This is a genomic window from Rhodoligotrophos sp. CJ14 (assembly GCF_038811545.1).
Classification (GTDB): domain Bacteria; phylum Pseudomonadota; class Alphaproteobacteria; order Rhizobiales; family Im1; genus Rhodoligotrophos; species Rhodoligotrophos ferricapiens.
Map to the genome: position 1 here is coordinate 2123798 of NZ_CP133319.1, position 13992 is coordinate 2137789.

General features: G+C 61.8%; 16 protein-coding genes. 4 read left to right on the plus strand and 12 right to left on the minus strand.

Translation table 11 applies throughout. From position 1 onward, the window contains the following. Positions 1–18: 18 nt before the first annotated feature. Positions 19–1191, plus strand: a complete 1173-nt coding sequence (locus tag RCF49_RS09865; protein ID WP_342643854.1) for a mandelate racemase/muconate lactonizing enzyme family protein — start codon at positions 19–21, stop codon at positions 1189–1191. 64 nt (positions 1192–1255) lie between these two features. Beyond that, entirely contained in the window at positions 1256–2281 is a 1026-nt protein-coding gene (locus RCF49_RS09870) for a GlxA family transcriptional regulator (protein ID WP_342643855.1), read from the plus strand. 17 nt (positions 2282–2298) lie between these two features. Here the strand turns inward: RCF49_RS09870 and RCF49_RS09875 are convergent, their stop codons facing one another. From RCF49_RS09875 to RCF49_RS09885, 3 genes are all read right to left on the minus strand, one after another. Then, entirely contained in the window at positions 2299–2790 is a 492-nt protein-coding gene (locus RCF49_RS09875; RefSeq protein WP_342643856.1) for an SRPBCC family protein, read from the minus strand. Continuing rightward, entirely contained in the window at positions 2787–3164 is a 378-nt protein-coding gene (locus RCF49_RS09880; RefSeq protein WP_342643857.1) for an ArsR/SmtB family transcription factor, read from the minus strand. Before RCF49_RS09880 ends, RCF49_RS09875 begins: the two co-directional genes overlap by 4 nt. 183 nt (positions 3165–3347) lie before the next feature. Next, a complete protein-coding gene (locus tag RCF49_RS09885; protein ID WP_342643858.1) occupies positions 3348–3992 on the minus strand; it encodes an MBL fold metallo-hydrolase in 645 nt (214 codons plus the stop codon). Positions 3993–4083: 91 nt separating this feature from the next. Here RCF49_RS09885 and soxR point away from each other — a divergent pair, with 91 nt between their 5' ends. Further along, positions 4084–4629, plus strand: coding sequence for a redox-sensitive transcriptional activator SoxR (gene soxR / locus RCF49_RS09890; protein WP_342643859.1), 546 nt, complete (start codon positions 4084–4086; stop codon positions 4627–4629). Here the strand turns inward: soxR and RCF49_RS09895 are convergent. The 3 genes from RCF49_RS09895 to RCF49_RS09905 are packed head-to-tail and all read right to left on the minus strand — an operon-like array spanning position 4626 to position 7567. Beyond that, on the minus strand, positions 4626–5558 hold the full coding sequence (locus tag RCF49_RS09895; protein WP_342643860.1) for an arginase family protein: 933 nt from the start codon (positions 5556–5558) through the stop codon (positions 4626–4628). The two genes, soxR and RCF49_RS09895, sit on opposite strands and share 4 nt — an antisense overlap. Positions 5559–5579: 21 nt before the next feature. Beyond that, positions 5580–6560, minus strand: coding sequence for a ketopantoate reductase family protein (locus RCF49_RS09900; RefSeq protein ID WP_342643861.1), 981 nt, complete (start codon positions 6558–6560; stop codon positions 5580–5582). 20 nt (positions 6561–6580) lie between these two features. Further along, on the minus strand, positions 6581–7567 hold the full coding sequence (locus tag RCF49_RS09905) for an ABC transporter substrate-binding protein (RefSeq protein WP_342643862.1): 987 nt from the start codon (positions 7565–7567) through the stop codon (positions 6581–6583). Here RCF49_RS09905 and RCF49_RS09910 point away from each other — a divergent pair. Then, entirely contained in the window at positions 7566–7721 is a 156-nt protein-coding gene (locus RCF49_RS09910; protein WP_342643863.1) for a hypothetical protein, read from the plus strand. The genes RCF49_RS09905 and RCF49_RS09910 overlap by 2 nt on opposite strands. 40 nt (positions 7722–7761) lie before the next feature. Here RCF49_RS09910 and RCF49_RS09915 read toward each other — a convergent pair whose 3' ends face one another. The 6 genes from RCF49_RS09915 to RCF49_RS09940 all read right to left on the minus strand — a co-directional run bounded on the left by RCF49_RS09915 (position 7762) and on the right by RCF49_RS09940 (position 13989). Continuing rightward, positions 7762–8718 (minus strand): LysR substrate-binding domain-containing protein, encoded by a 957-nt coding sequence (locus tag RCF49_RS09915; RefSeq protein WP_342643864.1) that lies wholly within the window; start codon positions 8716–8718, stop codon positions 7762–7764. Between the two features lie 69 nt (positions 8719–8787). After that, on the minus strand, positions 8788–10020 hold the full coding sequence (locus RCF49_RS09920) for an MFS transporter (protein ID WP_342643865.1): 1233 nt from the start codon (positions 10018–10020) through the stop codon (positions 8788–8790). Between the two features lie 14 nt (positions 10021–10034). Next, positions 10035–11624, minus strand: coding sequence for a gamma-glutamyltransferase family protein (locus tag RCF49_RS09925; RefSeq protein ID WP_342643866.1), 1590 nt, complete (start codon positions 11622–11624; stop codon positions 10035–10037). Positions 11625–11629: 5 nt separating this feature from the next. After that, positions 11630–12436: an ABC transporter ATP-binding protein gene (locus RCF49_RS09930; RefSeq protein ID WP_342643867.1), complete on the minus strand. Its 807-nt coding sequence runs from the start codon at positions 12434–12436 to the stop codon at positions 11630–11632. 1 nt (position 12437) lies between these two features. Beyond that, positions 12438–13217, minus strand: coding sequence for an ABC transporter permease (locus RCF49_RS09935; RefSeq protein WP_342643868.1), 780 nt, complete (start codon positions 13215–13217; stop codon positions 12438–12440). Between the two features lies 1 nt (position 13218). Next, positions 13219–13989, minus strand: coding sequence for an aspartate/glutamate racemase family protein (locus RCF49_RS09940; protein WP_342643869.1), 771 nt, complete (start codon positions 13987–13989; stop codon positions 13219–13221). Positions 13990–13992: the final 3 nt, after the last annotated feature.

The following is a 13992-nucleotide window of genomic DNA, read 5'->3' on the forward strand; positions in this document are numbered from 1 at the left end:
GCGCTCGGGGGGAAACGCATGAAGCTGAAATCCGCCAATATCTACCTCGTCGAAAGTGGCGGCATCCGCCCCGTGCTCCTCGAGCTGAAGACCGACGAAGGAATAACCGGCTTGGGTGAAGCCGCCGTGGCCTATGGCATTGGCGGCACGGCGGCAGCCGGTATGCTCAAGGACATCATCGAGCGCTACCTGATGCGGAATGTCGATCCGTTCCGCATCGAGAGCCTGTGGACGGAAATCTACGACCACGGCTTCTGGGCGAAAGGCGGCGGGCCCGTGATCTTCTCGGCGATGAGCGCGATCGAGCAGGCCATGCTCGACATCAAGGCGCGCGCGCTCAAGGTGCCGGTCTACGAGCTTCTCGGCGGTCGGATGCGGGACGAGCTCCGAACCTACGCCAATGGTTGGTATTTTGGCTGCACCAGCGATGCCGAATTGCCTGCTGCCGCGGAACAGGCGGCAGCGGACGGTTATGACGCCCTCAAATTCTATCCCTTCGCCACCGTGCTGCCCGAAGGTCGCCTGCGCCATCCTTCGCTGCGTGCGGCCAGCGATCCCAGCGTGGTGAAGCGTGCCATCGAGCGGGTGGCCTCCATTCGCTCGGCCGTCGGTCCCCATGTTGAGCTGATGCTCGACCTCTCAGCCGGCATTACCCCGGACGATACGATCAGGTTCTGCCGCGGGATCGAGAAATACGACATCACCTATGTGGAGGAGCCCGCTGATCCCGGCGATCTCGGCTCGCTGATCAAGATCTCCAAGGCGATCTCGCAAAGAATTGCGGTCGGCGAGCGGATCTATACGCGCTATGGCTTCCGCGATGTCCTGGAATCACGATCGGTCGACATTCTGCAGCCCGATATCGGCAACACCGGCGGCCTCCTCGAAACCCGAAAGATCGCCGCGATGGCGGAAGCCTATAGCCTCAAGGTGCAGCCGCATATCTGCGCAAGCCCACTCTCGACTGCCGTCGGCATGCATTTGAGCGCCTCCATCCCGAACTTCTATATCCAGGAGCATTTTCCCTATTGGGCGCGCATTCCCGGCCATACCGAGGTGCTGGAAGATCCACTGGAGCCGAAGGTCAAGAACGGAATGCTGCCCGTGAGCGACGCACCGGGCTTTGGCGTGACGCTCCGCGCTGAGGCTTTGCAGAACTCCCTCTATGGCACCTTCACGCTGTCGCCATAGCGAACTTGTCTTGGCGCGGTGCCGTCCGCTGATTTAGCATGCTCACGTTGGTGGATGGAAAGAGATGTACACGATCGCCTTTCTCTTGCTGCCAGAGTTCCAACTGCTCGGCGTGGTCTCGGCGATGGAGACCTTGCGGGTTGCCAATTCGCTCTACCCGGACCCGCGCTTCTCGACCATCCTCGTACACGATACAGATCCCATGGTGCCCTCGAGCAGCGGCATTCCGCTCAAGGCCCATTGCCATATCCGTGATCTCCGCGATTTTGACGCGCTCATCGTCTGTTCGAGCTTCAAGCACGACAAATACGAGAACAGCGAGACGCAGAACCTCATCCGACGCTTCGCCCGGCATGGAAAAGCCATCGGATCGGTCGAGAGCGGTGTCTATCACATCGCCAAGGCGGGAGTGCTCAATGGCCATACGGCCACTGCCCATTTCAACAACCTGCCCCTGTTCGCCCAGCTCTTTCCGGATGTGAACTTCGTAAAGCGCATCTACACGTGGTGCGATACGCGCATGACCTGCGCCGGCGGCACCGCCTGTGTTGATCTCATGCTGCACCTGGTCAGCACCCAGCTGGGTCACGCTGTGGCGGCCCGGGTGGCGAACACCATCATCCATCCTTATCGGCGCGATCTCTGCGCGCCCCAGGACGACATCTTCACCTCGGCCTATAATGGCTTGCCCTCCACCGTCCGCGAGGCTTGCCGGCTGATGGAAGAGGCCATTCAAGAGCCCCTTAAGATTGAGGACATTTCAGACAGACTCGGCCTGTCTCGGCGCCATCTCGACCGCATGTTCTGCAGCACGCTGAAATGCAGCACCTCCGACTACTACCGCAAGATCCGCCTGGCGCGGGCGCGCAAGCTGGTCAAGGCCACCAAGATCGACTTCTCGACCATCAGCACCCGCTGCGGCTTCAACTCCTACTCTCATTTCCTGCAGCGCTATCGTGAGGCTTACGGCGTTTCCCCGACGGAAGACCGTTCGTCCCACACATTGGTGCCGACTGAACCGACCCAATTGTCACCGCTGAACGACCTGCATCCCTATCAGAACCAGCTCGACCCCATTCGCATGATATGACGCGCGGTCGCCAGCAGCTACAAGCTGGCCCTGTTTGATTTGATATACTCGACCATCTGATCGACCACCGTGTTCCAGCCATCGAAGAAGCCCATCTCCTCGTGGCTTTTCCGCGTGGCATCATTTCCATGGATGGCAATGGCCGTATATTTTGTGCCGCTCCCCTGCCGGGCAAGCTCGAGCACGGCTGTAAAGAACGGCTTTGGTGACGGCCGATAGCCGGGCAGCAGCGTATCCGTGAAGATCAGCCGCTCATTCGGCGTGACTTCGAGATAGCACCCGAGATTTGGATATTCCTGCCCGTCCGGCGAGCGCATGACTGTGCTGAACATCCCGCCCGGCCGCAGATCCAGCTCGCAAGAGGCAATGGTCCATGGCTTGGGCACGAACCACTGGCGAAGATGCTCGGGCGTCGTCCATGCCTTCCAAACCAGCTCGACCGGAACATCGATCTCGCGCTCGATGACGAGGTCGAGCTTCGGGTCGATCTTGATCACTGGTGATGTCATTTCGCTTCCTCCTCTTTCATTTTCATAAGATAGCTGTCGAGCTGGTCGAGGCGGCGCTCCCACAGGCTGCGCTGCCGGCTGAGCCAGCTCTCCGCGATTTTCAACGGCTCGGGCGCGAGCTGGTAGGTGCGCACGCGGCCAACCTTTCGAGAACTGACCAGCCCGCTGCTCTCGAGCACTTTCAGGTGCTCCATGAAGGACGGCAGCGCCATCCGATAGGCTTTGGCCAGTTCGCTCACAGAAGCGGGCCGTGAACTCAGTCGCTCCAGCACGTCGCGCCGTGTCGGGTCGGATAATGCGCGAAAGACACTGTCCACGACCGCCGTCGGGACCTGCTGGCGATCCTGTCCTTTGCCGCCGGCTTGCGGTGTCACTGATCCGCTCTCTGCTCTCTGCCTTGTCGGGAAGTGTCATATACCGAGTAGACAGTTAGGTCAAACCCTAACTATCCGCCCGGATCGGCATTCCGACGCGCCCGCCTTCAACGAGAAGAGGAGCCGGTTGGCGCGTCCCGACCGGCCCCAAAGATCGTGGAGATGAGTTTGGTTGAGCGCACTTCACTTTAGCGAATGGGCAGCTTCCTCGAGCGCTGCCTGCCATTCGCCTTGGGAGAACCTGTGGAAGCCCTCATCCGTCAATGTCGCGCTGAAAAAGACAACATCGGGAGTTAAGCGCGCCAACGCGGCGAGGCTCTGCTTGAGCTGCGATTTATCCCCACCTTCATCGGGGAAAACGACAGCCTCCCACCCGTCTTTTGCCGGGAAGATCGTGTCGCCGACGAAAAGATAAGTCTCACCTTGGCGCGACTGCACCTTCAAAGCGACATTGCTCGCAGTGTGCCCGGGTGTGCGGATGACTTCCACCCCGTCCACAAAAACATCTCCGCCCTCCAGACGATGATCAATCTCGGTATGCGGACTCACATCCCGGGCAGCAGCGCGGTGTGCAAGCAGCACATTGCCGAACCGCTTTTTGATCGCGGCCAGCCCCGGTCCCGCCTCGTGTCCATGGGCAATGTAATGCCGCGCGACACCGCCAAGCTTTGCCATGTCAGCGTGATCGGAAGCATGCTCGCTGCGATTGAACAGCAGATTGCCACGCTCTCTCATCATCAGAAATCCATTGAACTTGAGATCGGGCCAATTCTGGCGGTCCGGCCATTCAGGCTCGGTCATCCACACATCCGGGAGTATCTGACGCATCTGTTGTCTCCTTGCCTGTTGATCAGATGCGTCTTGCTCTACAAGTTCAAGCTAACTTGAGGTCAAGCAGCCTTTTGAGTAAATTCCTCCCATGGACACGACACTCACCATCAACCAGATCGCCCGGCGCAGCGGCATTGCCGCTTCTGCGCTTCGCTATTACGAAGAACGTGGCTTGATCACCTCGGAGCGTGCAGGTTCGGGCCACAGGCGTTTTCCGCGGCACGTGCTCCGCCGGCTCTCCTTTATCGTCTTCGCACAGAAGCTCGGCATGCGGCTCGACGAGATCAAGCAGGAGCTCGATAAGCTGCCGACTGATCACATCCCGACAGGCGAGGACTGGGCCTTGCTGTCGGAGAAATGGACGAGACGCATCGATGAGCAGATCGCTCAGCTACAGCGCCTCCGGTCAGGGCTGGATGACTGTATCGGATGTGGCTGCCTGTCGATGAAGACCTGCAAGATGCTCAATCCCGACGACGCGATGGGAAAGCAAGGCCCCGGGCCGAGATGGTGGATCACCGGCGAAGCACCTAGAGCATTTTCGAGCGAAGTGGATACCGGTTCGCGTGAAGACAATGCGACCGAGCAAGAGCTTGCGGTTTCGCGATTTCAAATGAAAGCGGAAACGCTCTAAGTGTTTTGCGAAACCGTGAGGAACAGGAATTCGCGCATGCAGGATGCGGCGAGGAAGGCCGTCATGCCACCGGGATCATGGGGCGGGCTCACCGTGTTGACGTCATAGGCAACGAAATTCAATCCCCTCAGTGCACGGATCAGCGACAAGCCCTCATATGCCGTAAGGCCACCCCAGGTCGGCGTGCACACACCAGGCGCACAGCTCGGGTCGAAGATATCCATATCGAAGCAGAGATAGACCGGGCGGCCCGCGAGCATATCGTGGATCTCGGCGACCACATCATCCATGCCCCGTTTGCGCATGAGGTAATCGGGAATGACGCGATAGCCCAGAGAACTCGCATGCGCCCAGGCATCCTGCCGGTAGGTCGGCCCGCGCGTCCCCACGTGTAAGGAATGAGCGGTCTGTACGAGGCCTTCCTCGGCGGCACGCGTGAAGGTGGTCGCCGTGCTGTAGCGGATGCGATCGATCCCGTCCTCGGGAAACGTATCCGTATGCGCATCGATATGCAGCACCACGAGGTCCGGATGCTGACGATGAATCGCACGCAGCTGGGGAAGGGTCACCGCCCCGTCGCCACCCATGGTGACCGGTATGACGCCGCGGCTCGCGATTTCCGTGACCATCTCCTCGATCGCCGCGAAGGACTCCCGCACCGACGAGGGAAACACCTGCACGTTCCCATAATCCACAGCGCCAAGCGCGGTAATGGGGTTGAAGTCTTGCTCCGGTGGCTCATACGCGCGCACCAGCACCGACTGCTCGCGGATCGCAGCCGGCCCGAGCCGCGAGCCGATTCGAACCGGATGCGTCCCGCTGTCATAGGGAATGCCGAGGATGGCAACCTTCGCCCCGCTGAGATCCCGCGACAGCGGCGCGCCCATGAAGCTTTGCAATCCAAACCGGTCAGCACTGTCCAGGCTCACGGTATGTCCTCCGATTGCTCGTCAGGCGAGCCTTAGCATCTTGGCCTTCTGCCTGATCAGGCCAAGAACGGTGTCGATCGCTGGCGTTGCGACCCCGAGATCGCGGGAAAGCGCAGCCACGGCCCCGATAATGGCATCAATCTCGAGCCGGCGACCAGCCTCCAGATCCTGCAGCATTGATGTGCGGAACGCCCCTGCCAAAGCGGCCTTGGTCAGCCTCTCCTCCACCGTCAAGTCGAACCGAACGCCGGTCCGCTCGGCAACCGCCTGCGCTTCCGCCATCATGGCCATGACCAGCGGCCGTGTCTCCGCGCTCGTGATGATCTCGTCCATGGCAGCCCCGGTCAGCGCACTGATCGGGTTGAAGGCGAGATTGCCCCACAGCTTGGTCCACACCTCCTTGCGAATGTCACGCGTGACGCGCCCATCGATGCCGGCATCGATCATGGCTGCGGAAAGTTGCGCCAGCACACCATCCTCTCGACCATCCGGCCGCCCCAGAACGAAGGTGCTATCGCTGACGTGATGCGCTTCGCCCAGGCCGGAATTGCGCACATTCGCGTAAGTGACGCAGCCGATGGTGCGGTCGCCTGGTATGGCGGCAGCCAAACGGCCGCCCGGATCAAGCATCTCGCCGGCCGATGAACGCTCACCGGCAAAATACCACCAGGGCAACCCGTTCTGGACGAACACCACCTGAGTGGCTGCCCGTGTTTCCGGTGTTCCGACCAAGCATCGCATGGTATCGGTCGTCTCTGGCACCGAATAGCCTTTGACGGTCACCAGCACGTAATCCTGCGGGCCGAGCTCTTCGCCGCGCTCGGCCACATGGGGCCGCTCGCGGATCGGATCACCATCGGCGCAGGTCAGGATGATGCCCTTGCTGCGAATGGCTGCCGCCCGCTCGCCACGCGCCACCACCGCGATCTCATGCCCCGACTTTGCAAGCCGCGCGGCCAGGAACACGCCGATCGCGCCGGCGCCGATGATGCAGAGTCTCATGTCAGCAATACTCGACTGCTTTACTGCTGCGGCAGGTAGTCATTGGTGAAGATCTGTTCCGGCTTCATCGTTGGCTTGAGGGCGCCGCCCTTCTCCATGATATCCTGCATGGCCGCCCAGTCCTCTGTCAGCATCACGCCCATGGGCTTGCCCTCTGTGCTTTTGGTCGAAAGCCCTGGCAGCGAGGCTTGCCACTGCACCAGCAGCACATCCCGATTGCGGTCCTGCTGCGGCATCTGCTTGATGATGGCGTCCACAGCCTCTTCCGGATTGGCCTTTGCCATCTCCAATGCCTTGATGGTCGCGCGCAGGAAGCCGCGCACCGCCTCCGGCTTCTCCTTGAGGAAGGCATTGTTAGCAACCGCGCCCTGCCCCATCAGGCTCACCCCAAAATCCGAATACAGGAAATGGGTGGTCTTCATGCCAAGCTTTTCGATCTGCGCCGGCTGCACGTTGATATTGCCGGGAATAGCATCTGCCCGCCGCTGCAGCAGCAGCGTGTTCTTCGCGCCGGTGGCTGGGCTCAGGATATTGACCTTCTTGATATCCCCGCCATCCGCGCTCATCAGTGCGCCAAAGGCAATGCCGCTGGACTCGGAAGGCGCATAGGCAATGATCTTTCCTTCGAGTTCCTTGGGCGACTTGATCGGCGCATCGGCGGGCGAGATCACGCCCAATATGTCGCTGACGATGCGCATGACGGCAGTGACGGGCAGCCCCTGCTCGACGCTGAACAGCAATGTGGAAAAGTCGATCAGGGCCAGCTGGTCCTGCCCTTGCGCCAGCTGCTGCACCACAGTGGCCGAGCCTTGGCCTTCATGGATGCTGACATCCAGCCCTTCTTCCTTGTAGAGCCCCTTTTCCAGGGCCAGGAAGAACGGCGCATGAACGCCGTAAACGGTCCAGTCGAGCCTGAAGCTGATCTTCTCCTCGGCCCGGCTCGTGCCCGCAACGAGGGTAACGAGAAGACAAGCCAGCGACGTGAGACGCAAAAATCTCCATAACATGGTCACCGCTCCCCAATTCTTTGCAACGCCTGCAGCCTTCGGCGTCTGCCTCACCCACAGCCGCCAGCATGCTCTTGTGGCTATTTCTGGCGGGATTTTCACTTTTCCCAATCCGGCCGCCTGTTTCGACTGGCCGCTGTTCGGTGATTATTGAGCTTGGGTTGTGTGACGTCCAATGACTTTGCTTACCAAAGTCATGAATTGGAGGTTATGGACTCGCGCTCGTCTTGTCCTGCATTGACCGGCAGCTGTGCCGCCAGCCCACTCATGGTGAGCCGGAACTCTTCGAGAAAGCGTCGGGCGAGCTGCGAGGCCGGCCGATAAATTGACTGGATGCAGAAGATACGCAGCGGAATCCGCGGGCGGAATGTTCGCATGACCAGCTCGTGGTCGCTATGGCCCGGCATCATCGTCGGGTCGATCAGCGCCACACCGATCCCTTGTGCGGCCATGGCTTTGGCCACCGATGAGCTGTTCGTCTCGAACTGATCCCGAGGCACAAGACCTTCCCGCAGGAAGGCCTCTCGCACAAGCTGGCTGGGCGGCGTATTCTGCTCCCACAGAATGACCGAATGCCCATCGAGCACCTGGGGAGTGAGCACCTGGTGCTCAGAAAGCGGATGATCCCGGTGCAGCACAGCCACCACCTCCAGCTCGGCAACAAGCTCCGCGGTCAATGATTTGTCCGGCCCGGGATGATTATACATAAAGCCCAGATCCACCTGATGCAGGCCGACTTGGGTGATCATATTTGCGGAATTCTCCGACATCAGCAGTGTGCGGATATCGGGCCGCTCTCGCGCGAAATCAGCAAGGCACCTTGCAACGACCGAGCTTGCGAGCGATGGAATGGCGGAGATGGCGACGGTGCCCGCCTGGCTCGAGCGCAACCCCTCCATTCCATCATTCAGCGCCTCGAGCTGCACGAACAGCCGTTCGACCTCGATGAGCAGCCGGGAGGCATCCCCGCTGGGATAGAGCCGGCCGCGCACCCGTCGAAACAGGCGGACCCCGAGGCTGCTCTCCAGGCTCGCGATCATCTTGCTCACAGCTGGCTGGGTCACATTGAGCTGGCGGGCAGCCTCGGTCACGTTCTGCGTCTGCATCAGAATGCGGAACATGTGCAGCTGCCGAAGGTTGGGTAGGCGCATGGGGTGAGTGCTCCTGCCGGAAACCGTGCCGTGCCAGAGTGTCATGCGCGTCCTCTGAAGCAAATGCCTTTATCCGGCGGCCTTGGGCCGGCGGGATGGGAGAACCACGAGGATCGCCCCGAGGAAATAAACCAGGCCGATGGTCAGGAAGATGCCCTTGAACTGGCCATGATCATAGAACAGGCCGAACAGCAATGGCGCGATGATGCCGCCAATGCTGAGGCCGGTGCTGACAATGGCAAAGGCCCGCCCATAGGTGCCAGGCGCGCTCGCGGCGCGAACGATCAGATCGCGGGATGGCAGCACGACCCCATTCAGCAGGCCGGCAGCCGAGGCCACGACCAGCACGCCGATCGGCCCGATCGGAGCCAAGCCACCGGTCAGCAGCAGGAGCGCGGTTCCGGTAAGGCCGAGGGCCGCCACCAGGTTGTGGCGCGCCGTCCGGGCAGCGATCATGCCGCCGGTCAGAATGCCAACCGCCATGGCAAGCAGGAAGGCCGAAAGGGCAAGATTGGCGAGATCCAAGCTGAGCCCATTCAAAGCATGCCAGGTGAGCGCCGCGTAGCTCTGCACCCCGGTTCCAGCCAGTGAAAGCAGGATCCAGATCAAGCTGTTGCGCAAAATCTCCGGCGACCTGAGTAGAGCAAGCGACGATGTCTTCTCATCCGCGTGCTTGCCAGCCTGCTGACTTGTCCCCGCGGAATGAGAACCAGGCGCTTGCAGCCAGCGCAACTGCAGCAGAAGCAGCAGCGCGACCGCATAGCCAAGCGCCGCTGCCACCCACAGGCCAGTCCGCCAGCCGAACTGGTACGCGATGAAGGCAAGGCTGGCCGGTGCCGCAGCCGAGCCGATGAAGCCGGCGAAGGTGTGCACGGAAAATGCCGTGCTGACCCGGCGCGGCGAGACCTTTTCCGACAGAATGGCGTAGTCGGCCGGATGGTAGATGGCATTCGCCGCCCCCGCTGCTGCGAAGGCGAGGATGAACACACCATACAGAGGCACGAGAGCGGCGAGCGCGAACCCGCTGGCGCCCACGACCAGCGCTCCGATCAGCAGCTTCACCCGATCCATGCGGTCGGCGAGAATCCCCGCCGGCGTCTGCAATATGGCAGTGATCAGGTTGAACACCGAAATCAGCAGCGCCAGCTCCGTATAGCCGATGCCCAGCTCACGATTGATGAAAGGCATTAGCGGCGGTAGCACCAATAGGTAGAAATGGCTGATGAAATGGGCCGCGCTGACATTTGCGGTCACGCGCCAATCCGCGCCACTCTCCCCCGGCAGGCTGCTGGCTTGATCCATGATGATCCTTTGGGTCAAACGCCCAAGGCATAACACTCCCGGCGAGGATCGGCACCGCCCATGAGCAGCCCATCAGCCATGCGCCTTATGGCATTGACTCCGCCCATCAGCCGCGACCAGCCATCGACCCGCTGCACGGTCCATCCGGCATCCTGCAGAACCGTGGTCCAGCTTTCGGGGCAGCGAGCCTCCAGCAGCACCGTGCTGCCCTGATCATGTCGGATGCGCGGCCACTCGATCGCGGACTGGATATCGAGCCCTTGCTCGAAATGCCTCCGCATCACTTGCAGCAGCGACTGCGGCTGTCCGTGATCACCCGGCGTGGCGATCGCGAGTTCCAGCCCATCTTGGCCCGTGACCAGCGCCGGGCAGAGCGTATGAAACGGCCTGTACCCGCCCTTCAGGCTACGGACCGGATCATCATCGAGCCGCTCCAACATGGCGCGATTATGCAGCACGATCCCGTGCTGGGCGCAGACAATGCCCGACCCGAATGCCTCGAACAGCGACTGCACCCACGAAACCGCATTTCCGGCACCGTCCACCACCACCAAGGTGGAGGTATCGCCGCCGCCGGAGACTGAGATGGGCTCCCGCGCGCTCTTCCGCAGAGCAGAAAGGGATTGGGGCGTCAGAATATCGGCTGGCAAGCTGATCCGCCGCGGGTCGCCGCAATAGGCATCGCGAATACGAAAAGCTGCAGTTTTGCGCATCAGATAGGCCACGGGATCAACCAACGGGTCATCGGCTCCCGTTGCGCGATCCTCTTCCTCATTCGCAAGACCGAGCATGGCCAGCAGAGCGATGCCTTGCGAATTGGGCGGCGCCACATGAACCCGCCGGCCGCCCCAATCGAGCGAGAGGGGCTTATCGAACAAGGTCTCGTGCTCGGCAAGATCCGATGCCTCGATGAGCACGCCTTGCGCCTGCGCCTCGGCGAGCCAGGCCGCCGCGAGCGGGCCCTCATAGAATGCGCGCCAACCCTGTTGAGAGAGGTTGCGCAAGGTCTCAGCGACTTTGGGCTGTCTCAGCCTCGCGCCCAGCTTGGCCGTGCCTGGCTGTCCATAAAGGCTTGGAAGGCCCGGGAATTCCGCCGCGAGCTCCGCATATTCCGGCCCGTTGAAGAAGGCGACCGATGTCCGGTCGAGCGGCACGCCTCCTTCCGCCAGCTGAATGGCGGGCGCCAGCACCTCGGCCAGAGACTTGGTACCGAATTGCTCGAGCGACTGCGCCCAAGCGGCAACCACGCCCGGGACAGAAACGCCAAGCGGGCCACGACGCGGCAAGGCGGAAAGCCCGCGCGCCCGCATGGCCTCGGCGGTTGCGGCCTTCGCCGTCTTGCCCGAGCCGTTGATCGCGGTCACCCCGGACTTTGCATCGAACCACAGCCCGATCGCATCACCGCCAAGCCCATTCATGAACGGAATGGCAACGCCAAGGGTCGCGGCGGCGGCGATCGCCGCATCCATGGCATTCCCGCCCGCCCGCAGAATCGCGGTGCCAGCCTCCGCTGCCCGTGGATGCCCCGCCACCACCATGCCGCGATCGCTCATCACGATCGGCCGATGGGCCGGAAGCGACAGTCTGGGCTGACTCACGCTCATATCGATCACTCCACGAAGCTGGCCGCGTTCATGAGACTGCGTACGCGCTCAGACGCTTGAAAGAACACAGGATCACGCATCACGGAAAAATCGCGCGGTCTCGGCAGGGGAACCGGCACGATCTCCTGAATGCGTCCGGGCCGCGGTGTCATAACCACCACCCGATCAGCCAGCAGCACCGCTTCCGTGATGCTGTGGGTGATCAGCAATACCGTTTTCGGCGACTGCATCCAGATCCGCTGCAACTCCAGATTCATCTGCTCACGCGTAAGCGCATCCAGCGCACCGAACGGCTCGTCCATGAGCAGCAGCGAAGGCGAGGTCACCAATGCCCGGCACAGCGCCACCCGCTGCTGCATGCCGCCCGAGAGCTCGTAGGGCTTCTTCTCCTCGAACCCGCTCAGACCCACCAGCGTGAGCAGCTCGTCCACATGGGACCGCTGCTCGTCCGATCCCGCCTGAATATCCAGTGGCAGCTCCACATTCCGCCGCACGCTGCGCCACGGCAGCAGCACCGGGGTCTGGAACACGATGCCGGTTCCGGGCCCGGGACCTGTCACCGGCACGCCACCCACGAGGATCTCGCCGGAAGTGGCGGGCAACAGACCCGCGACCAGCCGCAGCATGGTCGATTTTCCACAGCCGGAAGCACCGACCACCGCTACGAACTCGCCCGGCGCAATATCGAGACTGATGCCGGTCAGCGCCTCGACTGCTCCCGTGCGTGTTTCAAAACGCTTGCCGACATCGCGCAGCTGAATGGATTGCGATATCTCCCGGCTTGCGGAGAGGTTCGGCTGAGGGCTGTTCATCTCAGGAAGCTCCCGCGCCGCTATGCAGCCGCACGACGTTGTGCCAGGGGATCGCAATCTTTTCCAGAAGCTCGATCGCGTAATAGACGACCACGCCGATGACCATCAGCGCGGCGAGCACTGCAAACAGCAACGTGGTATCGAGGCTGGCATTGGCCTGAAGCAGGAGATAGCCGAGCCCCTGGGATGCCCCGACCCACTCCGCGATCACCGCGCCCACAACAGCGAAGGCCACCGAAACCTTCATGCCTGCGAAGATGTTGGGCAGCGAGAGCGGCAGGCGAAAATACCAGAAAGTCTGCAGCCGGTTGGCCCGCAGCGCCTGCGCAAGTTCGAGCACCTCACGCTCGACCGATCGCAACCCCACGATGGTCGAGATGACCACGGGAAAGAAGGCGACCAGAAAGGTCACCACCAGCTTGGGGAATAGACCAAGCCCGAACCACACGACGATCAAGGGGGCAAGCGCCACTTTCGGAAAGGTCTGGCTCAGGATCAGCCATGGCATCACCGCCTGCTCCAGCGTGCGCCAGGCAACCAGCATGATGGCCAGCGGAATACCGATCAGCACCGACAGGAGAAAGCCGCCAAGCGTGACATAGGTCGTTATCCAGCTATGGTGCAGCAGGAACGAGAAATCCTCGATGATCCGCTGCAGGACCGCGCCGGGCAACGGCAGCAGATAGGGCGGAATGTCGAAGATCTCCACTGCCGCATACCAGCCGGCAATCATGATCACGAGGGCGACCGCGGGATAGAGTCCTGGAATTGGCCATCTCATGTCATGTCAGCCCGGAAAAAGGATGCCGGGCGCAGGCATTGTGCACCATCGCCACGAGATGGGTAAAGTCGAACACCGGAAGTCCCGTCGCCTCTTGCACGGCAGCGGCATAGGGCGGCAGCAGCGAGCATTCGAGCAGGATCGCGCCCACCTCCGGGTTGCGCTCCACCATGGCCCGCGCCACGTCGACCACCTCGGCCTCGGCCAGATCGAAATCGAGCCACGGACGATCGTCCCAGGCGGTTGCCGCAAATTCCGGGCAGCTCTCCACGCCGACGATCACCACGGGATCGCTGATCCCCGCCGCACGAAGATGATTATCAGTCAGGCTCGCCGCCTCCGCTGTGATGATCCCAAGCCGCCGCGAGCTTTTCAGCATGCGCGAGATCATCGGCGCGAGCATCAGCGAGGAGGCGAAGACCGGCACATCGACCGCATCGCACAGGTGCTTCTGGAACAACGCCGCAAAGCCGCACGATGTGGTGATGGCCCGGCAGCCCTGCGCAACGAGGCTCTGTGCCCCGTCGAGCCAAGGCCGGATGGCCTCGTGGAATTCGGCGCTGTCCGGATCCATCGCGCCGAGCTCCCGCACGGTCCGACTGCCGGAAAAGCCCTTCACGACATGATGGAGGACGGGAAAGGGGAAGCTTGCTGCATTGCCGATTGCGCCCGGCGGCCGCGGAAAGTGCCCCTCGATCAGCAGAATGCCGATCCTGTGTCCGTAAATATTGTGGCCGCCGTGCAGCACGCGGCGACGCGCCGGTGCGGTCATGAC